This window comes from Aeromonas aquatica (assembly GCF_000764655.1).
GTDB lineage: Bacteria > Pseudomonadota > Gammaproteobacteria > Enterobacterales > Aeromonadaceae > Aeromonas > Aeromonas aquatica.
The window spans coordinates 1-25,963 of record NZ_JRGL01000087.1 but is presented as its reverse complement, the minus strand read 5'-3'; the positions used below and the strand labels follow the sequence as shown (position 1 = coordinate 25,963).

The window sequence follows — 25,963 nt, the reverse complement described above, 5'->3', positions numbered from 1 at the left end:
GTGTGCATCCGTCACCCACGCACTGCCCTGGTAACCCCCATGCCGAACCAGTCACAGCCTCAAGCGTCAACCGTCAACCAGCCAAGCCATCGCCTGCCACAGGTGGAGCAGCTGCTGCAGCAAGCCTTCCTCGCCCCCCATATCGCCCGTCTGAGCCGGCCGCTGGTGACCCAGCTGGTGCGCGACACCTTGAGCGAGCTGCGCCAGAGCGAAGGCTTTCGCCAGCATGGGGTGGCGCTCGCCCGGCTTGAGGGGCTGATCGACAGTCGCTGCCGGCAGTGGGTGCGCCAGCGCCAGACCCGGCTGATCAACGCCACTGGCACGCTCGTTCATACCAATTTGGGGCGCTCGCCGCTCTGCGCCGAACTGTGGGACGAGGTGCGCGAGCTCAACACCGGTTACAACAACCTGGAGCTGGATCTCGCCACCGGCAAGCGCGGCGGGCGCAAGGGGCTGATCGCCCCCCTGCTCGGCTGCCTGACCCAGGCCGAAGACTCCCTGGTGGTGAACAACAACGCGGCCTCGCTGTTTCTGCTGCTGCAGGAGATAGCCAAGGGGCGCGAGGTGATCGTCTCCCGGGGCGAGCAGATCCAGATCGGCGGCGGCTTTCGCATCCCCGACATTCTGGCGCTGTCCGGCGCCAAACTGGTGGAGGTGGGCACCACCAACATCACCACGGTCCGGGACTACCTCGATGCCATCACCGATCAGACCGCGCTGGTGCTGATGGTGCACAGATCCAACTTCGCCATTCGCGGCTTCACCGAGTCCCCCGACATCGGCGAAGTGGCCCGCGCCCTGCCGGATCACATAGTGCTGGCGGTGGATCAGGGCTCAGGCCTCACCACCGAGGAGTTCGCGCCGGACGAGACCTCGGTGCGCCAGTACCTCAAGGCGGGGGCGGATCTGGTCTGCTACTCGGGCGACAAGCTGCTGGGGGGCCCCCAGTGCGGCATCATCGGCGGCCGCGCGGATCTCATCAAGCGGCTGGAGAAGCACCCCATGATGCGCACCTTCCGCCCGAGCCGCATCGTCTACTCCCTGCTCGAGCGCCTGCTGATCCACAAGCTCAACAAGTCCCCCACCGGGGCCGGCATCGCCCAGCGTACCCTGAGCTCCCCCGCCGCCATGCAGGCCAGGGCCGACCAGTTGCTGGCCGCCCTGCCCGGCTGCTTCGTGCCCGTCCCCGCCCAGCTGGTGGTCGGCGGCGGCACCCTGCCGGACGAGTTCTACCCCGCCCCGGCGCTCGAATGCCGCGACCCGCGCCCGGCCCAGCAGCTGCTCGATGCGCTGCGGGAGCTGCCGGTGCCGGTGATCGCCACGGTGCGCCAGCAGAAGGTGCTGCTCAACATGGCCAGCCTGCTGGCGGACGACATGCCGCTGCTGATCGCCCAGCTGAGCGAGCTGCTCATACCAGCCGCACAGGAGCCCTGATCCCATGACCTCCTACCGCGCCGTCATCGGTCTGGCCGGCCACGTGGATCACGGCAAGACGCTGCTGATCAAGGCCCTCACCGGCATCACCACGGCCCGCGCCCACGAGCAGGCCATCGGCATGACCCAGGATCTCGGCTTCGCCCACTTCGACGACGGCCAGGGCAACACCATAGGGGTGATCGACGTGCCCGGTCACGAGCGCTATGTCCGCAACATGGTGGCGGGGCTCTGGAGCCTGGATCTGGTGCTCTTGGTCATCGCCGCCGACGAGGGCTGGATGCCGATGACCGGCGATCACCTGCGCCTGCTCAAGGCCATGGGGGTGCCGCGCCTGCTGGTCTGCATCAACAAGTGCGATCTGGTGAGCCCCGACGAGCTTGAACTGCTGGAGGAGACGCTGCTGGAGCGGGTGATGGACGAGAGCGGCATGGTGCCCGACATCGTCTGCGTCAGCGCCAAGAGCGGCGACAACATCGACGGCCTGCACGCCGCCATCGTGGGCCAGCTTGCCGATGTACAAGAATCGCAAACTGCCCGCGAACAGGGGGCGCCGCGCCGCTCTCGTGAAGAGGCGCCACCCCGCCTCTATGTGGACAGGGTCTTCACCGCCAGCGGCACCGGCACAGTGCTCACCGGCACCCTGCAGCAAGGCAGCCTCAAGGTGGGGGACAAGCTGCGCCTCTACCCCGCCGATCGGGAGGTGCAGGTGCGCTCCCTGCAGGCCTATCACCAGAGCGTCGACGAGATAGGCGCCGTCTGCCGGGTGGCGGTGGGGCTGAAAAAAGTGCCCCACAAGGAGGTGGCCCGCGGCCACTGCCTCGGCAACGCGGCCGGGGGCTGTCAGGCGGCCACCCACCTGATAGTGCGCCTGGAGGCCGATGGCCAATCCAGCAAAGAACTGCGCACCTCTCTGCGCAACAAGGAGGTCGAGGTGGCGCTGGGCAGCTGGCATGGCCGGGCCCAGCTGATCTATATCCGCGACGCTGACGCAGAGGATGCCGATCACCCTGGGCTCGCCCGCCTCGTCTTCACCAGTCCCCTGCCCTGCTTCTTCGGCCAGCCGCTCGCCATCATCCGCCACGGCAGCAGCGAGCTGCTGCACGGCGCCCGCATCCTCTGGTGCGGCGACATCTCCCCCGCCAGGCGCAAGGCGCTGCACGCCCTGCTGCGGGCGCTGCCGGAGGATCTCGCGGGCCACAACCCCGCCACCCTGCTGCTGGGGCTCAATGGCTATGCCCCCGCCGACCGCTTTGATGCTCCCCCCGCCGGGGCTGTGCAACAGGGCGACTGGATGATGAGCCAGTCCTGGCTGGCGCAGACCCGCGAGGCCATGCTGGCCGCCCTGCAGGCCGAGCCATTGAGCGGCGCCGAGCTCGCCGGCAGGCTGCGCATCGGCCTCGAGGCTATCCAGCCGCTGTTGCTGGCGCTCAAGGCCGAGCAACGGATCCGGCTGCACCACGACAAGTGGCAGCCCGGCGGTGGCGAGTCGGAAGACGATCTCGGGGAAGAGGCACTGTTGGTGCTCAAACTGGTGCGAGATCAAGGCAAGGAGGGCTACCAGCCCGGTAAACTGGGCCCCGGCGGTGTGGAGATAGACCCGGTGCGTCATCTCACCCTGCCGGCCGGTTTACGGCAAAAGGGGGCGCTGCAAAAGCAGTTGCGCAATCTGGCAAGGCTCACCTACCTGATACAGCTGGAAGGTCCCATCTACTACGATGCCGAACTCTATCACCACATGGTACGGGCCGTGCTGGCAGGCCAGCGGGTCGGGGATCTGATCGACATGGGCTCGCTCAAGGAGATCACCGGCCTGTCGCGCAAATACGCCATCCCCTTCTGCCTGCGCATGGAGATGGACGGCTGGGTGCGACGGGAAGACAACGATCGCCGGGTGCTGCGCCTGCCCGAGGGCAACCCCCTGGCTGACGAGACGCCGGCATGACGGCGCCCACAACCCCAATGACCCTGCCGCCAGAGGCGAGCACCCCGCTGCGCCTCGAGTTTCATATCAACGGCATTGTGCAGGGGGTCGGCTTTCGCCCCTTCGTCTATGGCCTGGCCCTGCGCCATCGCCTCACCGGCTATGTGCTCAACGATGCCAGCGGCGTCACCATAGGGGCAGAGGGTTCTCCCGCCCAGCTCGCCGCCTTTGGCCGCGACCTGCGGGCGCTGGCGCCGCCGCTCAGCCGCATCGACAGCTTCGACCAGCGGGCGCTGCCGCTGACGAGCGACCCCGATTTCGATGGCCAGTTTCATATCAGGGCCAGCCAGCAGCAGAGCGCGGCCACGGTGGCCATCTCGCCGGATCAGGGGATGTGCGAGGCCTGCGCCCTGGACATCGCCAATCAGGCGGATCGCCATCACAACTACCCCTTTACCAACTGCACTCACTGCGGCCCGCGCTACAGCATCATTCGCCGCCTCCCCTACGACAGACCCCACACCGCCATGGCCAGCTTCGCCATGTGCCCGCGCTGCGCCAGCGCCTATGAGGATCCCCTAGACAGGCGCTACCACGCCCAGCCGGTGAGCTGCCCCCAGTGCGGGCCGCAGCTTTGCTGGCGCAGCGGCACCGGCGAGGCGCAGGCCAGCCGGGAGGCTGCGCTGCAGGCGGCCGCCCAGGCCCTGCAAGCGGGGGCCCTGGTCGCGGTCAAGGGGATGGGGGGCTACCACCTGATGTGTGATGCCCGCAATGAACTGACCGTGGCCCGGCTGCGCCAGCTCAAGCGCCGCGCGCGCAAGCCGCTGGCGGTGATGATGGGATCCCTCGAAGAGGCGCGCTTGCACGTGACCGGCAGCGAGGCCGAGTGGGAGCTGCTCTGCTCCCAGCCAAGACCCATCACCCTGCTGCGCAAGCGGGAGCCTGACCAGCAGTCGTCCGACACAATACCGCTGGCTGACGCCATCGCCCCCGGCATCCCCTACCTGGGGGTGATGCTGCCCTATACCCCGCTCCACCAGCTGCTGCTGGAGACCTGCGCCATGCCGCTGGTGGCCACCAGCGCCAATGGCCGCGGCAGCCCGATCCTCATCGAGTGCGAGGCGGTGATAGCTGAGCTCGGGAGCCAGATCGACGGCATCCTGGACCACGATCGCCCCATACTGCACCCCTGCGACGACAGCCTGGTACAGTGGGCCGGCGGCAAGCGCCAGACCCTGCGTCTCGCCCGGGGTTATGCCCCCTGCACCCCCAGCCTGAAAGAGCCGGTGGCCCGGCCCCTTCTGGCGGTCGGCGCCCAGCAGAAGAACCAGCTGGCGCTCGCCTTCGGTCGCCAGCGCATCTACAGCCCCCATATCGGCGATCTGCACAGCCTGCCGATGCAGGGGCACTTCGAGCAGACCCTGGCCACCTTCCGCGAGCTCTACGATCTCGCTCCAACCCTGCTGGTGTCGGACCGCCACCCGGGTTATCTGAGCCACCAGTGGGCCAAGGACTATTGCGCGGCAGAGGATGCGACCCATCTCGAGGTGCAGCACCATCACGCCCACCTGCTAGGGGTGATGGCCGAGCACGACCACAGCGGGCCCGTGCTCGGCTTCGCCTTCGACGGCACGGGCCTCGGCGACGACGGCACCCTCTGGGGGGGCGAGCTGCTGATCGCCGACGTATGGGGGTTTGAGCGAGTGGCGCACCTAAGACCATTTCGGCTGATCGGCGGCGAAGCCGCCATCCGCGAGCCGGTACGCCAGCTGCTGGGGCTGCTGTTTGAATCCGCGACCCCGCGCGAGATCGGCGAGCTGAATATTGCGGTGATCGACCAGTTGCCCGCCGATCGGATCAATAACCTGCACCAGCTGTGGCGCCTGGGCCGCAACGCCCCCCACACCAGCTCCATGGGCCGACTGTTCGACGGGGTCGCCGCCCTGCTCGGCCTGATCGATACCCCCGACTACGAGGGCGAAGCGGGGCTGCTGCTGGAGGCGGCGGCGCTGCGACTCACGCCCGGCACCGCGCCCTGGCCGCTGCAATTCGGGATCACCGACCAAGAAGACGGCCCCCTGCTGATCGAATGGGCGCCGCTGCTGGCCGAGCTGCTGCAATGGCGCGCCAGCGTCGAGGTCGCCAGGCTGGCCGCCGGCTTTATCCGCGCCATCGGCGAGCTCATCCTCACCCTGAGCCAGCGCTTCCCCACCCACCCTGTGGTGCTGGGAGGCGGCGTCTTCCAGAATCGCGTGCTGATGGACCAGCTCCTCCCCCGCCTCGCCGAGGCCGGGCGCGAGGTCTTGATAAGCCAGACCCTGCCCCTCAACGACGGCGGCATCGCCGCGGGCCAGCTCTGGTTTGCCATCCACCATGTTGCGAAGGAGAGGGCCAAGCCCCTCTCCCCCGCCATTTAGGAGTCTCTCATGTGCCTTTCCATTCCCTCTCAGGTGGTGCAGTTGCACCCCGAAGATAACTGCGTCACCGTCGACACCCTGGGGGTACAGCGCCGGGTCAGCTGCATGCTGCTCGAGGATCCCCTGGCCCTGGGGGACTATGTGCTGCTCCACATCGGTTTCGTGATGAGCAAGATTGACGAGGAGGAGGCCCAGGCCAGCCTGGAGAGCTTCCGCCAGATGGTGGCGCTGATGCCCAAGCAGGACATCTTGCCATGCTGACGCTCAATGACCTGTTTCAGGGCTTTCGCCAGCCCGAGGTGATCCGCGCCCTCGCCGCCCAGATCCACGCGCTGGCCAAGGATATGCCCGAGCCCCTGCGGGTGATGGAGGTGTGCGGTGGCCATACCCACACCATCATGAAGTACGGCCTGCCCCAGCTGCTGCCGGACAGCATCGAATTCGTCCACGGCCCCGGCTGCCCGGTCTGCGTGATGCCCAAGGAGCGCATCGATCAGGCCATAGAGCTGGCCGGTCAGCCCAACGTCATCCTGGTGACCCTGGGGGACATGATCCGGGTGCCGGGCTCCAAGGGATCCTTGGCCCAGCAGCGGGCCAGGGGCAGCGACATCCGCCCGGTCTACGACCCGCTCGATGCGCTGCGCATCGCCACCGAGAACCCGGACAAGACGGTGGTCTTCTTCGCCATCGGCTTCGAGACCTCCACCCCCATGACGGCCGCGCTGCTGGCGGCGGCTGACGCAGCCGGGGTGAACAACCTGCTGTTTCATATCAACCATGTGCTGGTGCCCCCCGCCATTCACGCCGTGATGGCCGATGGGGTCGCCAAGGTGAACGCCTTCATCGGCCCCTCCCACGTCAGCGTCATCACCGGCGCCGACATCTATCTGCCCATAGTCGAGCGCTATCGGGTGCCGGTGGTGGTGAGCGGCTTCGAGCCGGTGGACGTGATGGAGGCGCTGCTGATGATGGTGCGCCAGAAGGTGGAGGGACGCTGCGCGCTGGAGGTGCAGTACAGCCGCGCCGTCACCGCCAGCGGCAACCAGGCCGCCCAGCGGCTGGTGGCCCATTATTTCGAGACCCGCGAGCACTTTCGCTGGCGCGGCCTCGGCGACATCAACGCCTCCGCCCTGCGCCTGCGGGACGCCTTCGCCGCCCGCGATGCGGAGCGCCACTTCCAGCTCAGTCAGACCCCCATCGACGATCACAAGGCGTGCCAGTGCGCCGACATATTGCGCGGGCTGGCCAAGCCGAACCAGTGCAAGGTCTTCGGCCGGGGCTGCACCCCGACCCAGCCCATGGGCAGCTGCATGGTCAGCTCAGAGGGGGCCTGCAACGCCTACTACCGCTATATGGGGATCCAATGAGCATGAGAGAAATTCAACTTAGCCACTGTGGTCGGGTGATGGGTCGAGATGAACCCGTCTGCTTCTATCACTACCTGGAGACCCCATCCCGATGAGAGAGATTCAACTTAGCCACGGTGGTCGGGTGATGGGTCGAGATGAACCCGTCTGCTTTTATCACTACCTGGAGACCCCATCCCGATGAGAGAGATTCAACTTAGCCACGGTGGTGGCGGTGTCGAGATGAACCAGCTGATCAACCAGCTCTTCTTCCGCCACTTTGGCAACGAGATCTTGCTGCGCGGTGAAGACGCGGCCCTGCTGCCGGTACAAGGCCCCGTCGCCTTCACCACCGACAGCTTCACCGTCTCCCCGCTCTTCTTCGAGGGGGGCGACATCGGCAAGCTGGCCATCGCCGGCACCGTCAACGATCTCGCCATGATGGGGGCCAGGCCCGAGTACCTGAGCTGCAGCTTCATCATCGAGGAGGGCTTCCCCTACGCCGATCTCGCCCGCATCGTCGAGTCCATGGCCTCCGAACTGACCAAAAGCGGCGCCCGCATCGTCTGCGGCGACACCAAGGTGGTGCCGAGGGGGGCGGCGGACAAGCTGTTCATCAACACCAGCGGGGTCGGCACCTTCCCCTTGCCCGAACAGAGCCGGGGGATCTCGGTGCGCAACCTCAAGCCAGATGACGCCATCCTGGTGTCGCGGGATATCGGCAGCCACGGCGCCTGCATCCTGATGGCCCGCGACGCCCTGCAGCTCGGCTCCGCGCTCAAGAGCGACTGCACCACCCTCTGGCCCCAGGTCGAGGCGCTGCTGGCGGCGGGGCTCACCCCCCACGCCCTGCGCGACGCCACCCGGGGCGGGCTCGCCGCCGTGCTCAACGAATGGAGCACCGCCTCCGGGGTCGCCATCGAGCTGGAAGAGTCCGCCATCCCGGTGTGCGATCCGGTGCGCGGCCTGTGCGAGCTGTACGGCTTCGAGCCCCATGATCTCGCCAACGAAGGCACCATGGTGCTGGCCCTGCCCGCCGGGCAGGCGGACGCCGCGCTGGCGCTGCTGCGCGCCTTCAACCCCTCCGCCAGCCGGATCGGGGTGGTGAAAGAGAGCCCCCAGCACAAGGTGATCCTCAACAATCCCTGGGGCAGCCGCCGTTATCTCGAACTGCCACAGGGGGAGCTGCTCCCCCGCATCTGCTAAGCACCCGGCCAAAGGAGCCCTGATCATGCACGAGATGTCCCTTGCCATGGCGGCCATCGATCTGGCGGCCGAGCAGGCCAGCCAGCGCGGCTTTACCAGGGTCACCGCACTCTGGCTGGAGGTCGGCAGTTTCTCCTGCGTCGACCCCGATACCATCGCCTTCTGCTTCGAGGCCGCCGCCAAAGGCACGGCCGTCGAGGGCGCCAGCTTGCATTTTCAGCACCAGGCCGCCGAGGGCTGGTGCTACGACTGCAGCAAGACGGTGACCCTCACCGAGCGCGGCCAGGCCTGCCCCCTGTGTGGCGGATACAAATTACGAGTCGCGCAGGGCGATAGCCTGCGCATCACCGACATCGAGGTAAGTTGATATGTGTAGCGTATGCGGATGCGGCCAGGCACGAATCGCCGGGCACGATCATGAACATGAACATGAACACCAGCACGAACACCAGCATCATGCCGAGCACGGCCACGATCACGACCATGAGCACGCTCATCGGCAGCCAGCGCCGCGCACCCTGATCATTCACCATCACTACCACCATCAGGGGGATGTCCATCACCACTACCACGGGGTGGGCACTGTGCAGGCCGGCCAGCCTCAGGCTCACGGGCATCATCACGCTCACCCCCATGACCACGCCGCCGACCATGGGCATCATCAGGCTCACCCCCACGATCACGCCGCCGACCATGAGCATCATCATGCTCACCCCCACGATCACGGCCATGAACATAAACATGAGCATGAGCATGAGCATGAGCACCATCATGCCCACTCCCATGACCACGAACACGCTCACGAGCATGGCCATGCCCATCAGCATGCGGATCTGCACTATGGCAAGGGCGCGGCGGGGCTGTCGGTGCCGGGCATGGGCCAGCGTCAGCTGATCGCCATCGAGATGGATGTGCTGGCCAAGAACAACAAGCTGGCGGTCCACAACCGGGAGCACTTCGACCAGGCCGGTCAGCTGGTGCTGAACCTGGTGTCGAGCCCGGGCTCGGGCAAGACCACCCTGCTGTGCGAGACCCTGCGCCGACTGGAGGGCCAGCGCTCCTGCGCCGTGATCGAGGGGGATCAGCAGACCAGTGCCGATGCGGATCGCATCCGGGCCACCGGGGTGCCCGCTATCCAGATCAACACCGGCAAGGGTTGCCACCTGGATGCCAAGATGGTGCACGACGCCTGCCACCAGCTGCCCGCCAATGAAGGGGGCATCCTCTTCATCGAGAACGTGGGCAATCTGGTCTGCCCCGCCGGCTTCGATCTCGGCGAAAAGTACAAGGTTGCCATCCTCTCGGTCACCGAGGGGGAGGAGAAGCCGCTGAAATACCCTGACATGTTTGCCGCCGCCCAGCTGATGATCATCAACAAGACGGATCTGCTGCCCCATGTCAGTTTCGACGTGGCGCGCTGCATCGAGAATGCCAAGCGGGTCAACCCCTACATCCAGGTGATCCAGCTCAGCGCCACCACCGGCGAGGGGATGGACGCCTGGCTCGACTGGCTCGCCAGCGCCTGAGGTTACGAGCGTCCGATTACGCTGCGCTAATCGAACCTACCGCCACCAAGGTGCCGGGAATGTTGATAACAAGAGAGGGAGGCTGATGCCTCCCTCTCTTTTTTATTCTGACAGCAGAAGATGCTCAGGCTGCGTGATAGGTTAGCGTATTCCGCTGCTCTCCTTGCTCGCCAAAGCGGATGATTCGATGACACACCTGCTGTAGCAGCGCCTGCTGGTGGCTGAACACCAGCATGCCGAGCCCCCGGGTATCGCATTCGCGCATCAGCTCTTGCCAGAGCTGGCGCTGGATGTGGGGATCGAGCTGGGCTGTCACCTCGTCGGCGATAAGCACGCGGGTGCGGGGATCGAGCGCCCGCAGCAGGGCGATGCGGGCCAGTTCACCGCCGGAGAGCTGAGACGGTTTTCTGGATAACCACTCGGGCTTGATCAGAAAGCGCGCCAGCGTGGCGTCATCGGGGCGCCAGACATCCCACAGCGACTGGCCGGTGCTGCGATAGGGATTGAAGCTGAGCTCAGGATGCTGGGGCACCAGTTGCACCGGGTTGTAACCCCGTGATGGCAAGGGAGTGCCATCGAGCAAGATCTTACTGCCTTCCCCCGGCTGCCCCCCTGCCGGTTGCCAGCCCGCCAGCACCCGCCCCAGGGTGGTCTTGCCATGGCCGCTCGGCGCCGAGAGACCGAGTCGCTCGCCCGCCTGGATAGTCAACGACAGCCCCTGCCAGAGGGGGCGTTCCCCTTGATGGAGGCTGAGATCCCGTACCTCGAACATCAGCAGACCTCCGGTGCAGAGAAGAGTGAATTGAACCCCGGCAGCGCCTGCCACCGAATACCCGTAGCCAGAGAGAAGGCCAAAGATTGCGACTCAATCATCAAGAAACCTCCGGCGTGCAAAAGAGTGAGTTGAACTCCGACAAGGCCTGCCACCGAATGCCCGCAGCCTGACAAGCGATCCGTTCCAGCGACTCAATCATCAGGAGACCTCCGGTATCGCGAAGAATGAATTGCATTTCGGCAGCGCCTGCCACCGACCTGCCGCAGCCAGAGAGAAGATCAGAGATTGCGATTCAGCCATCAGGAAACCTCTGAAGCCGCGAAGAGTGAGTTGAATTCCGGCAGCGCCTGCCAGTGGGCCCGCAGCATGGCGCTGCCCTGCCCCGCCCGCAGCTGCTGGCTGCTCAGGCTGTCGCTCACCCGCCCCTGATGGAGCGCGACGATGCGATCGGCGAAGCGAGCCGCCAGCGCCAGATCGTGGGTGACCCAGAGGATGCCGCTGCCCTCCTGGGCCAGCTCGCGCAGCTGGGTGAGCAGCTGGCAGGCCAGGGGTTGATCGAGCCAGGCGGTGATCTCGTCTGCCAAAATATATCGCGCCCCGCTGAGCGCGGCGGCGCAGGCCAGGATGCGTTTCGCCATGCCGCCGGAGAGCTGACGCGGGTAATGGGCGAGGGTTTGCACGGGCAATTGGTATCTCAGCAATTGCCGGCTGAGCTGCTCGTGGGAGCCGCTCTGGCCGCAGAGACGGGCGGCGCGGCCGAGCTGGCGCTCCACCGTCAACAAGGGGTTGAGGGCACTCACCCCCTGCGGCACATGGCAGAGGGTATGGCCACGCAAGCGGGCCCGGCCCTCGTCACACAGGGACGCACCATCGAGGGTGATGGTGCCGCCCATGCGCAGGTTGTCCGGCAGCAAGCTGAGGGCGCTTTGCAGCAACAGGCTCTTGCCCTCGCCGCTGCCCCCCACCAGCGCCACTATCTCGCCGGGAGCCAGCTGCAGGCTGACCTCGCTCAGCAACGGCTGCCAGCGACGGCGGCCAAGCCAGCTGTAGCGGGCCGCCTCTATGGTGACGTGCTCGAAGCTCAACATCGCTCATTGCTCCCAAACCAGAGCTGCTGCAGGGCGCGCGAGTAACCTGATCGAACAGCAGCGCCAGCGACAACATCATGAAACTGAGGAAGAGCGCCAGCCAGACTGTGCTGACGCCAGGTGGCGGTTTCAAGTATCAGCATGGTTCCCCCCCAAACCAGAGCTGCTGCAGGGCGCGGGTAGCCTGATCAAACAGCAACACCAGCAGCAGCAACATCAGGCCGGGGAAGAGCGCCAGCCACCAGCCGCCCCCCGCCAGATAGCGCAGGGCATCGGCCAGCAGCAGCCCCAGCGACGCCTCGTGGGCCGCGAGACCAAACCCCAGAAAACTTAAGGCGGCGCTGTGCAGCACCGCATGGGGAAACATCAACAGGGTGCCGATAAACCACTGGGGCAAGAGGCCGGGCAGCAGATGAACACACCAACGCCGCAGCGGCCCCATGCCCTGGCAGCGAGCCAGCACCACATGGTCGCTGCAGGCGATCCGCCTCGCCTCGGCCCGCAGGATCAGCGCGAGCTTGGGCCAGTGGGTCAACGCCACCGCCAGGATCACCCCGTGCATGCCGCCCCCCAGGGTGAAGCAGATGAGGATCAACAGCAGCATGTGGGGCAGCGCCAGCATGGCGTCGATGACCAGGCGCACCGCACTGTCGCATCTGGGATGCAGCAGCGAGAGGCTGGCGGCCAGCATGGCCAGCATGCCGCTGCAAAGCGCCGTGCTGACACCGAGATCCAGGCTGGTGAGGGTGCCCTGGAAGGCGCGCTGCCAGAGATCCCGCCCCATCTGATCGGTGCCGAACCAGTGCAACATGGAGGGGGCCTGATGGCGGGACAGCAGATCCATGGGCACGTCCTGAGCCGACAGGCTCCAGCCATAGCAGGCCAGCAGGATCAGGCAGGTCAACGCAAAACCGAGTCGCAGCAGCGAAGGCAGTGGATTAAACAGCATGACGCCCCTCCCAGCCCTGATTGATGCGGGCCAGCAACCCGCTTGCCATGCTGTTGCCCAAGAACACCAGCAGGGTGCAGAACAACACTATGCCCATCAGCAGGGGGATGTCACCGCGCAGCCCCGCATCCACGGTCGCCTGCCCCAGCCCCGGATAGGCGAATACCTTCTCCGCCAGCAGGGATCCACCGATAAGCTCGCCAAGGGAGGCAAATTGCAGGCAGAGGGCCGGGGTCAGGGCGTGGCGCAATACGTGAAAGCGCAGCATGGGCCAGCCGCCGTCCCCCTGAGCGCGGGCGTAGCGGATAAAGTCGCTGCCGAGCACCTCGGCCACCCGGCCCCGGGTATGCAGAGCGATGTTGCCCATCCCGAGCAGCGCCAGGGTGGTGATCGGCAGTATGAGGTGGCGCAGCCGCAAGGCCCAGTCCACCTGGTCCGCGCCGAGGCCCGGGGTCCAGGCGCAGCAGACCGGCAGCAGCGGCCAGTGCACCGCAAAGAGCGCGAGCAGCAGCAGGCCGACCCAGAAGGTGGGCAGGGAGGCGAGCAGGTAAGCCAGGCGGCAGATGAGCCTGTCCGGCCAGCGGTTGAGGTAGCGGCCAGCGAAAAGCCCCAGCAGCACACCGAGACTGCCGGACAGCAGCCAGGCCCCCGCCAGCAGCGCAAAAGAGGCGGCGAAACGGCTGCCGATCACCTCGGTGACAGGCGCGTTGTAGAGCATGGAGTAGCCGAGATCCCCCCGCAGCACCTGGCCGAACCAGTGCCAGTAACGCAGCCACAGCGGCTGATCCAGCCCCCAGCGGGCGGCGATCCTGGCGTATTGCTCGGGAGGCACGTGCAGCAGATCGTTGCCGATATAGGCCTTGATGGGATCGATGGGGGAGTAGCTCAGCAGCACGAAGCTGGCGAGCGACACCAGCGCGAGCAGCCCTGCCAGCCGCAGCAGGGCCTTTCCCAGCGCCTTGCCGGTCAGACTCAGGGGCGATCTTAGCGGCACGTCCACCGCCAATCCTGCAGGTTGTTCAACAGGGACCAGCTACCGTGGATTTCCGGCGCCCCCTTGCCGAGATCGACGCAGGCGTTGGCCAGATAGCTGTGCTGCACATTGAGCAACCAGGCCCAGGCCGCGTCCCCCTGCACCCCGGCGCCTGTCTTGCCATCCCACTCGACCTGTTGCCAGAACGGCACGGCCGCCTGCCAGTTCGGGGCATCCAGCGCCTGCTTGAGGTGGGCATCCACCGCGGCGTTGCGGTAGTAGCCGGGATTGTAGAACTCGACCCCGGCGGCGGCACTCTGATAGTGGTGATAGAGCTCCATGGGATCCAGGCTCCCCCAGCCCATCATCACCGGATTGGCGTGCATCTCCCGCTCCACCTGCTCCCAGCTGCCAGACTTCAGGCTTACCTCCAGACCGATGGGCTTGAGCATGGCGCGCACCGCTTCGGCCAGATCCCGCCGGGTGCTGTCACCGCTGGTGTACCAGAGGGTGAAGGCGGCGCGCCGGGAGCCCTTGTGGCGGATGCCGTCACTGCCCCGCTGCCAGCCAGCGGCTTCGAGCAGGGCATTGGCATGGGCGGGGTCCCCGTCCTTGAAGGCGCTGGCCGGGTTGTACCAGGGCAGCCCCTGCACCGCGCTGTAGGCGGGGATGGCATGCCCCTCCAGCAGTTGATCGGCCAGCAGCTGGCGATCGATGGCGTAGTTGATGGCGCGGCGCACCGCCACGTCCGAGGTTATGTCGTTGCCGACGGGGTTTCCCTTGGCATCCTTGCCGCCGGCGGGCGGGATGGGGAAGACGATGCCGCGGTTCTCCACGCTCGGGCGCACCCAGAGTTTGAGAGACGCCGGCACCGTCGGCGCCAGGGAGGGGGCGATGCGCACCACGTCGAGCTGGCCGCTCTGGGCGGCGGCATAGGCGCTCTCCTCGTCGATGAAGACGAACACCAGCCGCTTGAAATCGTTGTGCTCCCCGACGTAATAGGGGTTTTCCTCCACCACCAGCTGCTGGCCGGGCAGGAAGCTGCGCAGCCGGTAGGGGCCGGCGCCGACGGGCTGGCGGGCGTAGCGCTTGGGATCGTAATCCCGCTTCGACACTATGCCGAGGGATCCCAGCACGTTGACGAAGGTGCTCTGGGGGGCGCTCAAACTGATGGCCACCTCCAGCGGGGAGACCACCCGGGCGGCGACGAAGTTGCCCATGTCGATCTTGCCACCGCCCTTGGCTGCACTGTTGTAGGTGAAGGCCACATCCTCGGCATCGAGCGGCGCGCCGTTGGAGAACTTCAGGCTGGGCTTGAGGCGGATGAGCCAGCCCTTGCCATCCTCGCTCGGACTGACCGACTCGGTCAGCAGGTTCTGCCAGCTGAGATCGGCCCCCTGTTTGAGCAGCGGGCTGTGCAGCAGCAGGTAGCTGCCGTGGCTCCAGCCGAGCAGCGGATCGAAGCCTTCGGTGGGCTCGCTGCCGATGGCGAGCTTGAGCTCGGCGGGTATGGGCTGGGGGGCGGCGCTCTGCGCGCCGGCGCCCATCGAGAGGGCCAGCAGCACGGCGGCGCCAAGGGGTTGGATCGTCATCAATGTTCTCGTCTCTTGCTGCCACCCGGGAAGAAAAGTGGCCACCACTAAAAGCGAATGAGGGGCCTGATGGGCCCCATGTCTATCTTTGCCGGTGCCGGCAGGCTAGCGCTCTCTCGCGCCAAACAGCCGCCTGCGCCCCAGATCCACCGCCCCTGTGCCCTGTTGCAGCGGCAGGGAGTGCAGCATCCTGAGGGTGCTGGCCACCAGCGCCCTGCCCGTCTCGGCCTCCAGGTGCGGGTCGAGCGGCGACATCAGCGAGCAGGCGAGCATCTGGCCTATTTCGGGCAGCTCCCCCACCATGAAGGTCATGTCACCACAGGGCAGTTGCAGGGCGAGCCGCTCGCCGCTGCCGCGCCTTGGCCAGCGCTGATCCGGTCCGGGCAACACCACCACGCTCAGCATCCAGGGGGTGAGCACGCAGCCGAGCCACTGATCTTCGAACAACACGCACTCGGCCACTATGGGCATGGCGGAGTGGTAGAAGGGCAGATCGGCCATCTGCTCGCGGGCGATGCGCTCGTACTGGGCCACCAGCAGGGGGGCGGGATCGGCGGCAAAACCCGCAAGCTTCTCCACCGCGTCCGCTGCCTCGGTCAGATGGGGTTGCGCCATGCGCCCTCCTGCTCTCGTGCGGCCCTTTCCTGTTCGGAAAGGGGAATGGCCGGGCAACCGGCCTCGGCCAGCAGGTTCAGGATCCGCGCCCTCGCCTCCCCCATCGCCGCCGCCACCACAGAGGTGAGGCCGATGCGGGGTTCGAGGGATTCTGGCTCGACCCCGATCAGGCTGAGCCGCCTGGGCGACTCCCCGGTCATGTGCAGCGCCGACAGCACGTCCGCCAGCCCGAGCTGATGGGGGGAGATCTTGCGGCCAAACAGGGTCGGGATCTCCTCATCCTTCAGGGTGACGACGGTGCCGGGCGGATTGCCGCTGCGCACCGCGTCCACCAGTATGAGGTGGTCGCGGTTCGCCATCTCCTCCAGCAGCTCCATGCCGGCGGTGCCGCCATCGAGCAAGTCGATGCCGGGGGCGAAACGGTATTCGCGCTCCAGCGCCTCGACGATGCGCACCCCGACGGCCTCGTCGCTCAGCAGCAGGTTGCCGACCCCCAGGATCAAGGTGTTCATCACAGCACCTTCACCTGGGTCACTTCCCCGTTCTGGGTGTCCACCACGTGCACCGCGCAGGACATGCAGGGATCGAACGAGTGGATGGTGCGCACCACCTCGAGCGGCTTGGCGGGATCCGCCACCGGGGTGCCGACCAACGCCTGCTCGTAGGGACCGGGCTCGTCGTTGAAGTTGCGCGGGCCCGAGTTCCAGGTCGACGGCACCACCGCCTGATAGTTCTCGATCTTGCCGCCCTTGATGACGATCCAGTGGGAGAGCATGCCGCGCGGCGCCTCCTCGAAGCCCACCCCGCGAAACTCCTTGTCCGCCGGGATCTCGGCCTTGATGTAGGCGCTGAAGTCCCCCTTGCCGATGTTGTCGATGAGCGCCTGCCACTGGTGGGACAAGGTGTCTTTCAACACGCAGCAGCGCACCGCCCGGCCTATGATGCGACCCATGGTGGAGTGCAGCTGCGCAGGCTTGATGGCCGAGCCGGTCAGGGCCTGGTAGATGCCGTTGAGCTGATCGAAATGGGTCACAGTGCCCGGGTGCTTGGCCGCCAGCTTCACCAGCAAGTCGGCGAGCGGGCCCACTTCGACCACCTTGCCGTAGAAGGTGGGGGATTTGACCCAGGAGTACTTGCCGTCATCCTGCCAACCGGTGTAGTTCGGCTCCGTCTTGCCCTCCCAGGGCTTGAGCGGGGCATCGTCCTTGTACCAGGCGTGCTTGTTGCTCTCGGCGATGCCCTCCATCAGCCAGGCATCCTGGTGACTCTCGATGGGGCGGTAATTCGCCAGATCGCCGTTCTCGATGTAGCCGCCCGGCATCAGGAAGCTGCCGCCGTCGGCATCGGTGGGGAGCTCGGGCACGCTCAGATAGTGCTTGGCACCCTGCCCCAGCGCCAGCCACTCGGGGTAGTGGGCGGCGATGATGGCGGCATCCACCTTGTAGACCTGCTCGATGAACTCGCCGAGCCGATCGATGAAGGTTTTCACATAGAGCAGCCGCTCGAGGTTGAGCACGCTGGGCGCATCCAGGTTGATGGGGTTGGCCACCCCGCCCACCGCCAGGTTCTGGATGTGGGGCGTCTTGCCCCCCAGAATGGCGACGATGCGGTTGGCATCGCGCTGGCACTCCAGGGCTTGCAGGTAGTGAGCCACGGCGATGAGGTTCACCTCAGGGCTCAGCTTCATCGCCTTGTGGCCCCAATAGCCGTTGGCGAAGATGCCGAGCTGGCCGCTCGCCACCAGGGCGCGGATCTTCTCCTGCACCTTGGTCAGCTCCTCGGCGCTGTTGAGGGACCAGGTCGACACCCCTTTAAGGATGCCCGCCGCTTTTTGCGGATTGGCCTGCAGCGCCGCCGTGATGTCCACCCAGTCCAGCGCGGAGAGCTGGTAGAAGTGGACTATGTGATCGTGGATGTTGTGGGCCGCGATGATGAGGTTGCGGATGAATTGCGCGTTGACCGGCACCTTGGCGCCGATGGCATTCTCCACCGCCCGCACCGAGGCGATGGCGTGGATCGAGGTGCAGACCCCGCAGATGCGCTGCACTATCATCCAGGCGTCGCGCGGATCGTTGCCCTTGAGGATCTCCTCCATGCCGCGCCACATGGTGCCGGATGACCAGGCCTTGGTGACGACGCCGCCGTCGATCTCGCAGTCGATACGCAGGTGCCCCTCGATACGGGTGATGGGGTCTATGGTGATACGTTGGCTCATACGTTGACTTTCCCTTGGGCCTGATAATCTTGGTGAACACGTTCAAGCGATGGCAGCACCGGTAACAGCCGGATCAGCAGCAGATAGGCACAGACCTCGATGGCAACGAAGCCAAGGGAGATCAGCACCTCTTCGGCACTGGGGAAGTAGTGATAGCCATTGCCTGGATTGAAGGCGAGCAGTGAGTAGTCCAGTCGCCAGAGGGCGGCGCCCAGCAGCATGCTGAGGGCCCCCAGGAACAACATGCGGGAATCCCGGCGGCTCTTGTCCCAATGGAACACCAGCAGCGGGAAGATCATCAGCGCGATCTCGCTCCAGAACATGACGGCGTAGCGGTTGAACTCGGAGAGGTACTCCGACTTGTCGTTGATGACGATCTCGGCAAAGCGCAGCGCCACAAACAGGATCAGGAAGATGTCGATCACCTGGGTCAGCTTGTAGAACAGCGGCTTCTCGTTGGGGCCGCGCCCCGCGAGCCCGGCTTGCACCAGGGAGCCTTCGAACACCACTATGGAGAAACCCATGATGAAGGCGGTCAGCAAGGAGAAGACCGGCAGCAGCTCATAGCTTTGCCAGAGCGGATGTATCTTCTCCCCCGCCACTATCATCAGGGATCCCATGGAGGACTGGTGCATGGTGGGCAGCAGGGCCCCCAGCGCCAGGATGAAGAACATGACCTTGTTGATCCGCGCAAGGGAGACCTTCCAGCCGAACTTCTCCATCAGCACGGGGGCAAACTCCAGCGCCATGACCCCTATGTAGATGGTCATGCAGACCGCCGTCTCGAACAGCACCGAGGAGGTGTTGAAGAAACCCGGAATGTAGAAGTAAGGCAGGTTCCAGTAACGGCCCACGTCTATGGTGATGGAGAGACCGCCGAGGGAATAGCCAAACAGGCTGGCCAAGAGCGCCGGTCGCACCAGAGGGTGATATTCGCCCTTGTTGAAGACGTAGACGGCCCAGGCCAGGGCCCAGCCACCGCAGGCAAACCCTGTCCCGATCAGCAGATCAAAGGAGATCCAGAGCCCCCAGGGGTAGCCGCCGTTCAAGTCCGTCACCGAGCCCAACCCGAAGATGAGGCGCTTCAAGATCAGGATGCCGCACAGGACGACGAAAGGCGCCAGCACGATGACCGGCCAGCTGACCAGCTTGCCGCCGAGCGGACGGGCTTTATGTTCACTCATGGTCGTCGCCTCCCTTCTCTTTTCCTTGCCCAGGCTCCTGGTCATGATCCTGTTCGTGTTTCTTGGCATTGCGCCGGATCAGCACGGAGAGACCAGTCAGCACCACCAGAGGCAGCACCATCCCCTTGTAGAGGGTGTGCTGGATGTGCTCGGAGCGGGCGCCGGAGGAGAGCTCCGGCAAGTCCGGCATGTCGAGCTTGGTATAAGGCACCCCGGCCAGCACCAGCACCTGGGTGCCGCCCCCCTCCTTCTCGCCATAGACATAGGGCTGATAGCTCGGCACCTGGTGGCGATAGGGATCGTTGGCGGTGAGCGTCTGGCGCGGGTAGACGTACTCGCTGCCGGGGGTCGCCAGCAGACGGCGCCTGGCCTCGGCCATCAGATCCTCGCGGGTACCGAAGATGACGGCGCCGGTGGGACAGACCTCGACACAGCCGGGCAGCTTGCCCTGATCGATGCGCGCAAGCCCCTTCTGGTTGCACAGCTCGCACTTGTGGATGGCGCCGAGCGGGTTGTCGTAGTCGTACTTGGGCACGTCGAACGGGCAGCCCACCATGCAGTAGCGGCATCCGGTGCAGACATCCGGGTCGTAGTGAACTATGCCGGTCTTGGGATCCTTCTTGAGGGCCTGCACCGGACAGACGGAGACGCAGTTGGGATCGACGCAGTGCATGCACTGCTTCTTGATGTAGGCATAGCCATCCACCAGCTGATCCTTGCGCTCCCCCGTTCCGCTCTTCCACACCTGAATGATGTTGTTGGTGTAGGGCGTCAGTTTGTCGTTGTTGGACCAGGTCTGCTCACCGGCCGGACTGGCCGGGTTGCCGTTGAGCCGCTGACACTCGGCCACGCAGGCCTGGCAGCCGACGCAGAGGGTGGAGTCGTAGAGCATGCCCAGCGACCCGGGAATGGGCGGCTTGTTCTTGGCCGCCGCCAGCGCCGTACCCGGCACAGTAGTGCCCGCCGCCAGCGCACCGACGGAGGCAAATTTCAGGAAGTTGCGTCTGTTCACGGTCACTCCTCCCGTGATGGGTGCTGCCCGTCTTCGTGGCGTTTCTGCTGGCGACCGAGTTCACGCACCGTCATCAGGCTGACCCCCGCCAGCGCCCCGAGGGCGCCGCCGATGAGGCCGGTGGCCGTGGGCGACACATGCCCCCCCTCCTGGATGGCCACGTCGGGTTTCTCTACTCGCGGGGTGGGATTCTCCACCTTGGCGAGCTGGAAGATCCCCTTGCTAAAGCCGACCCCCTGCTCGTTGCAGCCGTAGCAAGGGTGACCGATCCCAACCGGCCAGATGCCGCCGCCCACGTCGCAGAACTCCAGGGTCGAGCAGTTGCCGTAGGTCTCGGGCCCCTTGCAACCAAGGTGATAAAGACACCAGCCCTGCCGGTGGCCTTCGTCCCCAAATTCCTTGGCGAAGCGGCCGGCATCGAAGTGCGGGCGACGCTCGCAGTTCTCGTGGATGAGCCGCTCATAGGCAAACAACGGCCGCTTCTTGGCATCCAGCGCCGGCAACTTGCCGTAGGTGATGTAGTAGGCGACCGTGGTGAGGAAGTTATGGGGGTTCGGCGGGCAGCCGGGAATATTGATGAGAGGGGTGCCGATATTGCCGAGCGCCTCCTCCAGGCTGACGGCCCCGGTGGGATTGCTGCCGCTGGCGGGCACCCCCCCCCAGGCGGAGCAGGAGCCGATGGCGATGACGGCGGCCGCATCGGCAGCCGCACGGCGGATGTGATCGACGATGGGCTCGCCGGCCACCATGCAGTAGACACCCCCATCCTTGAGCGGAATGGAGCCATCCACCACCAGCACATACTTGCCTTTATAACGCTTGATGGCGTTGTGCTTGTTCTCTTCCGCCTGATGACCAAAGGCCGCCGAAAGCACCTCGTGGTACTCCAGCGAAATGGTGTTGAGGATCAGGTTCTCGATGGTGGGGTGAGTGGCGCGCAGCAGCGACTCGGTACAACCGGTACACTCCTGCGCCCCAATCCAGATCACCGGAGGCCGCTCGGGACTGGTGAGTGCGGTGGCCATCTTGGCCACGGCATTCTGGCTTAACCCCAGGGTTGCGGCCATCCCGGCGCACAATTTCATAAAATCACGGCGATTAATTCCATGAGCCGATAAAAATGTATCCTCGACCATTCTTTTTATTCCCGTCAGTGAGCATTGTTTGACAAATGCTTAATGGCGGGAATGCTATGCCTCCCCTTCGCTCTGTATGTTGATCTCTATCAAGTCAAGGGACATTAGCCGCCGATAAAACTCATCAAGTGTTTCTAAAAAAGCCATACACAGCAATGAGTTATCGAAAATCATTCTCAAACAAAAATTACCCATTAAGGGTTAATTTATGACAATCATGAATTAACCACATTTAAACTTCGGCCTATTCCCGGCATTCGGTGGTTTAAAATGAAAGCGTTGTCACAGCATTTATCATTCGCAGCTGTTATTAGCCCCTGTCCGATTCTGGTCGCAATTCCGAGATCAGTAGTGCCCGGTGTGATCGCAACCAGAAGTCACAAAACCCTGAATTAATTAATCAAAAAATCGATGTTAGCTGAACGAGGTTAAGGCTTGAAATGAAGCACGATCCTAGAGGTGATATAAAGAGCCTCATATAGACCTCTATAATGGCCTTCTATCGCCCCGATCAAGAATGTTTAGGAGGGTCCCCTATGGGGCTGGGTAGGAGGGTACTGTTCAAAACAAATGTGATATAGGTCTCGAATAAGACATGAACTCAAACGACATAAAAAAACACCGGCTTGAAGCCGGTGTTCGAGACCACTAGCAAGGGCACTAATCAATTAGGGAAATTGAATTCATTATCTCTTACTACGTTATCATCAATATCGATTATCGCATGACTAGATATATTTTTTCGCCAAATGGATTGCTTACACAGAAATTATCAAGATCTAACTCAACATTGCTTTTATTGACAGTAAGAAATGCCTTTGCATCCAGTGTTTTCTGCGGAACACCAAATATATAATATTATTCACGTTTAAAACCAAAATAAACAGTATATGTTCCCATATCAGTCCATCGTTGAAGTTGGTTTCTATCATCAAAATTTAAAACCAACTCCACAGCATCTTTTTTACCAAATCGACAGCTTATTCTTATCTAAACAAAATGACACCAACCTTTGTTTTCTTTCATCTATATGACATACTGCTATTTTTATTTCATCAGATAGACATAAGCTATTATCTTCTCCGTTAGCATGTAACGGCTAACGAAAGTGTTGCTAAAGAAACGAGCATAGACGGGTATTTAATTTCAAAACAACCTCATTTATTCATGCCTACACTCACCCGTACATTCGCTTTGTAATATTATATTATTTCATGTAATTCACTAAAGTTATTGATAGTAAAGGATATCGACTTGTTATATTTAAGCGATTATAGTGAAATGCTTCTACTACATGGATAATTCAATCTGAGGTGATAAAAAGCACTGACTATCGCCAGTGCCTCTATAATCTATCAAGAGATGTTAAATACATTTCACTCGCATTTATTTATGACGATATAATTTTTATCACTTAACGCAGAAAAATCAGAGTCTGCTTTCCATATATATTTTGATGTATTTTTTTCGAAAAAGCCCTTCCATGATAACTTCATCTTATCGCCACTTATTACAGCATCGGCAATAGCATTTTTCTTGGAAAATTCATCCCAATTAAGCATCATCCCTCCCCGCCCCAAATCAAGTGGTTCTTCAAGAAAAAACGATAATGAATTATCATTCCGAACTACTGCAGCACCCACTACAATTTGATTTGAGTTAACTATCATCTCCGCTTCACCTTTATTCTTAAAAAGAATATTCCCTATTCCTGATTCACAATCAATGGCCCACCGTTCATTGGCACCAACATTAAATGAAAATAAAAATGTAAAAATAAAAAAATAAATTCTAAAACTCATTTGTCACCCCAAAAGATATTTTTAAGTCCGTTTTTCCATCAAGTTCTTCTTTTAAATATTGATCAAAAATAGACAATGCCTCTCCCATCGTTTTTGATGGTTGCCCATATCGGCCAGGTGGAAGACTTGCCCACTCATAACTTAACTTATCTAATGCTCCCTCAATTTCACCTCGTCTTATTTTATCCAATGTCCCTTCCCTTTTCTTCTTAAATAAGATAAGGCAAAAAATATCTTGGGACAATGGAGAGAAGTCATTTACATTATATTCTTTCCTAGCCTTAACCATCGATGGGTCATCCCACGTATAACCCATTACTTGGTATGCCCCTGCCGCACTGGAAATCAACTTACCAGATTTTATTTTTATTCTAGGATGATCAGAAAAGTCTCGACTGTAATCCTTTATAAATGACTTGCCACTAAAGAGCGTTTCATATCCTTTATCTCCAATAGTACCTTCACCTACTCGTAGCATTCTCATAAAAGCTCTAACTCGAGCATCACTTAACGTCGGTACTAAATTTGTTTGCAAATAAAGTAATGGGTATAGATGCCAAATCTCCTTCTCAAACTTTAACTTGGCAGCACTCTGCATCCACTCCAGCTTATCGATCCGCTGTTTTTCATGATCCACCAGTTGGTCAAAATCGGGCAGACCAATCTTGGCCATTAACTTGTCCAGCCATAGATAACTGCTGGCCGAGGATTTTTCGTACCACTCGCTGGGGTGCTTGACGATTAGCTTATGAAGTTGATCGGCATTACCGCTATTTTGCAGTGCAGCCTGGAGCTCTTCACTGCTAAGTTCACCATTGCCATCGGTATCAAAACTTTTTACCAGATTGGTAAAGAATGCAGGCGGCGCATCGGGATCCAGATAGCCATCGGAGCCAGAGCCATCGATCTTTTTAAAACCGAGCTTCAGCCAGTCATGTTGACTCAGCAGCTCGACTTGCGATTTCTCGACATATTTTCCTGACGAGACGCAGACCCATTCCTTCTTTGCGTCATCTTTCTCCAGCATGGGCGATTCAATCAGATCTTCCAGGCTCTTGCCCTCGGTCTTCACCCACTGATCTTTACCATCCTGTTTTTGCTTCTCATGCAAGACAAGCTCTGCCGGTACCTTGGCATAGGTAGCACCGCCTTTTGTATTGGCCTTGTTGGACAATACATCGTCCAGTCTGGGATCCTGGGTGAAGACCTCAAGATGCACCTGATGCTTGCTCTGTTTTCCCCCCATCAGGGATCCCGGTGTTTCCACCAGGCCGAGATAACCGATGGTCTCCCCCGCCGCGATGGCGACCGGCGAAGACAATACATATAACTCGCCAAGATGAGACGGTGCGCGCGCATTCACCTTGATATATTCATCTTCCACGCATACCCAGGCCAAGCCACAACTTCCTGGCGCCCCGTCCACACTCGGCATCACATATTTGCATCTGGCCATCTTGCGCGCCTTGTCACCCACCCAATGAAATTCGAGTTGGTGCGCATCATACTGCACTTTGGTGCCCGCTGGCAGGGAGACGCTGCTACTGCCGGCCATCAGACGACCAGTCTCATTATCAGGAGTGGGATCTGCCCGACCAGCCATATTGGTCAGCAACTCGGCGTCTATCTGATCGAATAGCCAACTTGGCAGATTGGGTTTGATAAAAGTCACCGCATCCGGGCTATTGGCAATCCAGACCGAACTCCCTTCGCTGACCAATACCCCCGCTTTCTCACCCTCTGTTGTTTGGGTACTGGAAAGCGGGCTCTTGATGGTCACCTTGATGAAGTCATACTCCTTGCCGCCTACCATGCCTTTTTGCGGCGGGGTACCGCTGTCTATTTCCAGCTCGGTATCCTTGGGTAGCGCGAAGCGGGGCAAGGCCGCATCGGCACGCTTCTGATCCTCATCAGGGTTGGCATGGGGCACCGAATTGCGGGCATTCCAGTTCTTTTTCAGCACCAGTTTCTCGGTATTCTGATAATGCTGCCAAGGCAGTAGGTGCATATAGAGCGAATAGAAGGTGAACTCGTTTTTCGCCTTTGTCTCTGGATTCATTTCACAATATTCATGCTGCACCAGACAGAAGCAGTTGGAATAGCGCAGGGATTCTCCCTTGAATTCGGAGATCAGGTAATCCTCCATCATCCTGAATGCCACTACCTTGCCATCGGCGATGGCCCTGACGGGGTATTTATCCTTGCACCAAGGGGCGCTCTTGTCGCTGATATGAATGCCACCGTGCCACTTGTTGTGATTGCCGAGCAGATAGTGACCTGACTTTTCCCCATTGATCAACGCTGTCAGCGCCTTGGCGTCCTTGAACTCTTCCCCTTTGGCCGTGAGGATGGGAAATGCAAACTTCATGCTTTCTCCTTATTCAGAAAAGAGGTAGAACGCCATGGGTTTCTGCTCCTTGAGCAGCGCCTCCATCGCCTTCTCGGTGGGAATGGCTTTGAGCAGCTCTACCGCATCGGGCGCCTTGACCACTTCCACCGCCTTGGGAACGATCGGAGCCTTGCCTGCCCAGCCAGAACCGGAACCCGCGCTGCCGCCGGCATTGAGCTTGATGGCGGGCCCCACCAGCTTGATGCCGCTCGGATCCACTTTCACGAAGCTGCCACCGCCCTTGAGGGTGATCTCGGCCCCCGCCTCCAGCACCAGCTTGTCCCCCACCTTGATATGCACCTCCTGCCCGGCCTGTACCAGCAGGGATTGCCCCAGCTTCTGGTGCAGGGAGGCATCCACTGTGAGCGAGTAATCGGCTT

General features: G+C 62.0%; 22 protein-coding genes and 1 pseudogene. 8 read left to right on the top strand and 15 right to left on the bottom strand.

The window, feature by feature from the left end:
- The first annotated feature begins 39 nt into the window (after nt 1-39).
- The 7 genes from selA to hypA all read left to right on the top strand — a co-directional run bounded on the left by selA (nt 40) and on the right by hypA (nt 8,694).
- Nucleotides 40-1,434, top strand: coding sequence for an L-seryl-tRNA(Sec) selenium transferase (gene selA, locus LG30_RS0108295; protein ID WP_033130238.1), 1,395 nt, complete (start codon nt 40-42; stop codon nt 1,432-1,434).
- A 4-nt stretch (nt 1,435-1,438) separates the two neighbouring features.
- On the top strand, nt 1,439-3,379 hold the full coding sequence (locus tag LG30_RS0108290) for a SelB domain-containing protein (protein WP_033130237.1): 1,941 nt from the start codon (nt 1,439-1,441) through the stop codon (nt 3,377-3,379).
- Nucleotides 3,376-5,775: a carbamoyltransferase HypF gene (gene hypF, locus LG30_RS0108285; protein ID WP_052100914.1), complete on the top strand. Its 2,400-nt coding sequence runs from the start codon at nt 3,376-3,378 to the stop codon at nt 5,773-5,775. Before LG30_RS0108290 ends, hypF begins: the two co-directional genes overlap by 4 nt.
- A 9-nt stretch (nt 5,776-5,784) precedes the next feature.
- Nucleotides 5,785-6,036: a HypC/HybG/HupF family hydrogenase formation chaperone gene (locus LG30_RS0108280; RefSeq protein ID WP_033130236.1), complete on the top strand. Its 252-nt coding sequence runs from the start codon at nt 5,785-5,787 to the stop codon at nt 6,034-6,036.
- Nucleotides 6,030-7,142 carry a hydrogenase formation protein HypD gene (gene hypD, locus LG30_RS0108275; RefSeq protein WP_033130235.1) on the top strand — a complete coding sequence of 371 codons (1,113 nt, stop codon included), beginning with the start codon at nt 6,030-6,032 and terminating at the stop codon, nt 7,140-7,142. Before LG30_RS0108280 ends, hypD begins: the two co-directional genes overlap by 7 nt.
- 180 nt (nt 7,143-7,322) lie before the next feature.
- Nucleotides 7,323-8,327 (top strand): hydrogenase expression/formation protein HypE, encoded by a 1,005-nt coding sequence (gene hypE / locus LG30_RS0108270; protein WP_033130234.1) that lies wholly within the window; start codon nt 7,323-7,325, stop codon nt 8,325-8,327.
- Nucleotides 8,328-8,352: 25 nt separating this feature from the next.
- Nucleotides 8,353-8,694 carry a hydrogenase maturation nickel metallochaperone HypA gene (gene hypA / locus LG30_RS0108265; RefSeq protein WP_033130233.1) on the top strand — a complete coding sequence of 114 codons (342 nt, stop codon included), beginning with the start codon at nt 8,353-8,355 and terminating at the stop codon, nt 8,692-8,694.
- On the opposite strand, the gene LG30_RS22990 is transcribed toward hypA, so the two are convergent.
- A complete protein-coding gene (locus LG30_RS22990; protein WP_420796343.1) occupies nt 8,672-9,022 on the bottom strand; it encodes a hypothetical protein in 351 nt (116 codons plus the stop codon). The genes hypA and LG30_RS22990 overlap by 23 nt on opposite strands.
- On the opposite strand from LG30_RS22990, the gene hypB reads away from it, so the two are divergent.
- Nucleotides 8,903-9,853 carry a hydrogenase nickel incorporation protein HypB gene (gene hypB, locus LG30_RS0108260; RefSeq protein WP_420796342.1) on the top strand — a complete coding sequence of 317 codons (951 nt, stop codon included), beginning with the start codon at nt 8,903-8,905 and terminating at the stop codon, nt 9,851-9,853. The two genes, LG30_RS22990 and hypB, sit on opposite strands and share 120 nt — an antisense overlap.
- A 124-nt stretch (nt 9,854-9,977) precedes the next feature.
- Here hypB and LG30_RS0108255 read toward each other — a convergent pair whose 3' ends face one another.
- The 14 genes and pseudogenes from LG30_RS0108255 to LG30_RS0108195 form a co-directional block, all read right to left on the bottom strand.
- Nucleotides 9,978-10,625, bottom strand: a complete 648-nt coding sequence (locus LG30_RS0108255) for an ATP-binding cassette domain-containing protein (protein ID WP_033130231.1) — start codon at nt 10,623-10,625, stop codon at nt 9,978-9,980.
- Between the two features lie 302 nt (nt 10,626-10,927).
- Entirely contained in the window at nt 10,928-11,716 is a 789-nt protein-coding gene (locus LG30_RS0108250; RefSeq protein ID WP_033130230.1) for an ATP-binding cassette domain-containing protein, read from the bottom strand.
- 136 nt (nt 11,717-11,852) lie between these two features.
- On the bottom strand, nt 11,853-12,665 hold the full coding sequence (locus LG30_RS0108245; RefSeq protein ID WP_033130229.1) for an ABC transporter permease: 813 nt from the start codon (nt 12,663-12,665) through the stop codon (nt 11,853-11,855).
- A complete protein-coding gene (locus LG30_RS0108240; protein ID WP_033130228.1) occupies nt 12,655-13,665 on the bottom strand; it encodes an ABC transporter permease in 1,011 nt (336 codons plus the stop codon). The genes LG30_RS0108245 and LG30_RS0108240 overlap by 11 nt, the downstream gene beginning before the upstream one ends.
- Nucleotides 13,650-15,230 carry an ABC transporter substrate-binding protein gene (locus tag LG30_RS0108235; protein WP_033130227.1) on the bottom strand — a complete coding sequence of 527 codons (1,581 nt, stop codon included), beginning with the start codon at nt 15,228-15,230 and terminating at the stop codon, nt 13,650-13,652. Before LG30_RS0108235 ends, LG30_RS0108240 begins: the two co-directional genes overlap by 16 nt.
- Before the next feature lie 105 nt (nt 15,231-15,335).
- The gene (gene hybE / locus LG30_RS0108230; RefSeq protein ID WP_033130226.1) at nt 15,336-15,845 is read right to left on the bottom strand and encodes a hydrogenase-2 assembly chaperone; all 510 of its coding nucleotides are present in this window, start codon (nt 15,843-15,845) and stop codon (nt 15,336-15,338) included.
- The gene (locus LG30_RS0108225; RefSeq protein ID WP_033130225.1) at nt 15,827-16,357 is read right to left on the bottom strand and encodes a HyaD/HybD family hydrogenase maturation endopeptidase; all 531 of its coding nucleotides are present in this window, start codon (nt 16,355-16,357) and stop codon (nt 15,827-15,829) included. Before LG30_RS0108225 ends, hybE begins: the two co-directional genes overlap by 19 nt.
- Entirely contained in the window at nt 16,357-18,060 is a 1,704-nt protein-coding gene (hybC, locus tag LG30_RS0108220) for a hydrogenase 2 large subunit (RefSeq protein ID WP_033130224.1), read from the bottom strand. The genes LG30_RS0108225 and hybC overlap by 1 nt, the downstream gene beginning before the upstream one ends.
- On the bottom strand, nt 18,057-19,244 hold the full coding sequence (gene hybB / locus LG30_RS0108215; protein WP_033130223.1) for a Ni/Fe-hydrogenase cytochrome b subunit: 1,188 nt from the start codon (nt 19,242-19,244) through the stop codon (nt 18,057-18,059). The genes hybC and hybB overlap by 4 nt, the downstream gene beginning before the upstream one ends.
- Complete coding sequence (gene hybA, locus LG30_RS0108210; protein ID WP_033130222.1) at nt 19,237-20,256, bottom strand: hydrogenase 2 operon protein HybA; 1,020 nt, start codon at nt 20,254-20,256, stop codon at nt 19,237-19,239. The genes hybB and hybA overlap by 8 nt, the downstream gene beginning before the upstream one ends.
- 2 nt (nt 20,257-20,258) lie before the next feature.
- Nucleotides 20,259-21,392, bottom strand: coding sequence for a hydrogenase 2 small subunit (gene hybO / locus LG30_RS0108205; protein ID WP_033130221.1), 1,134 nt, complete (start codon nt 21,390-21,392; stop codon nt 20,259-20,261).
- Nucleotides 21,393-22,768: 1,376 nt separating this feature from the next.
- On the bottom strand, nt 22,769-23,194 hold the full coding sequence (locus LG30_RS21990; RefSeq protein WP_152599126.1) for a hypothetical protein: 426 nt from the start codon (nt 23,192-23,194) through the stop codon (nt 22,769-22,771).
- Entirely contained in the window at nt 23,184-25,562 is a 2,379-nt protein-coding gene (locus LG30_RS21140; RefSeq protein ID WP_052100911.1) for a glycoside hydrolase family 24 protein, read from the bottom strand. The genes LG30_RS21990 and LG30_RS21140 overlap by 11 nt, the downstream gene beginning before the upstream one ends.
- A gap of 9 nt (nt 25,563-25,571) precedes the next feature.
- Nucleotides 25,572-25,963: pseudogene (locus tag LG30_RS0108195) on the bottom strand (type VI secretion system tip protein VgrG); the annotation flags it as partial.

Coding starts and splice junctions, on each gene's coding strand:
- selA (WP_033130238.1), top strand. CDS start 40: ATGCCGAACCAGTCACAGCCTCAAGCGTCAACCGTCAACCAGCCAAGC.
- LG30_RS0108290 (WP_033130237.1), top strand. CDS start 1,439: ATGACCTCCTACCGCGCCGTCATCGGTCTGGCCGGCCACGTGGATCAC.
- hypF (WP_052100914.1), top strand. CDS start 3,376: ATGACGGCGCCCACAACCCCAATGACCCTGCCGCCAGAGGCGAGCACC.
- LG30_RS0108280 (WP_033130236.1), top strand. CDS start 5,785: ATGTGCCTTTCCATTCCCTCTCAGGTGGTGCAGTTGCACCCCGAAGAT.
- hypD (WP_033130235.1), top strand. CDS start 6,030: ATGCTGACGCTCAATGACCTGTTTCAGGGCTTTCGCCAGCCCGAGGTG.
- hypE (WP_033130234.1), top strand. CDS start 7,323: ATGAGAGAGATTCAACTTAGCCACGGTGGTGGCGGTGTCGAGATGAAC.
- hypA (WP_033130233.1), top strand. CDS start 8,353: ATGCACGAGATGTCCCTTGCCATGGCGGCCATCGATCTGGCGGCCGAG.
- LG30_RS22990 (WP_420796343.1), bottom strand. CDS start 9,022: ATGGTCGGCGGCGTGATCGTGGGGGTGAGCCTGATGATGCCCATGGTC.
- LG30_RS0108255 (WP_033130231.1), bottom strand. CDS start 10,625: ATGTTCGAGGTACGGGATCTCAGCCTCCATCAAGGGGAACGCCCCCTC.
- LG30_RS0108250 (WP_033130230.1), bottom strand. CDS start 11,716: ATGTTGAGCTTCGAGCACGTCACCATAGAGGCGGCCCGCTACAGCTGG.
- LG30_RS0108245 (WP_033130229.1), bottom strand. CDS start 12,665: ATGCTGTTTAATCCACTGCCTTCGCTGCTGCGACTCGGTTTTGCGTTG.
- LG30_RS0108235 (WP_033130227.1), bottom strand. CDS start 15,230: ATGACGATCCAACCCCTTGGCGCCGCCGTGCTGCTGGCCCTCTCGATG.
- hybE (WP_033130226.1), bottom strand. CDS start 15,845: ATGGCGCAACCCCATCTGACCGAGGCAGCGGACGCGGTGGAGAAGCTT.
- LG30_RS0108225 (WP_033130225.1), bottom strand. CDS start 16,357: ATGAACACCTTGATCCTGGGGGTCGGCAACCTGCTGCTGAGCGACGAG.
- hybC (WP_033130224.1), bottom strand. CDS start 18,060: ATGAGCCAACGTATCACCATAGACCCCATCACCCGTATCGAGGGGCAC.
- hybB (WP_033130223.1), bottom strand. CDS start 19,244: ATGAGTGAACATAAAGCCCGTCCGCTCGGCGGCAAGCTGGTCAGCTGG.
- hybO (WP_033130221.1), bottom strand. CDS start 21,392: ATGGTCGAGGATACATTTTTATCGGCTCATGGAATTAATCGCCGTGAT.
- LG30_RS21990 (WP_152599126.1), bottom strand. CDS start 23,194: ATGAGTTTTAGAATTTATTTTTTTATTTTTACATTTTTATTTTCATTT.
- LG30_RS21140 (WP_052100911.1), bottom strand. CDS start 25,562: ATGAAGTTTGCATTTCCCATCCTCACGGCCAAAGGGGAAGAGTTCAAG.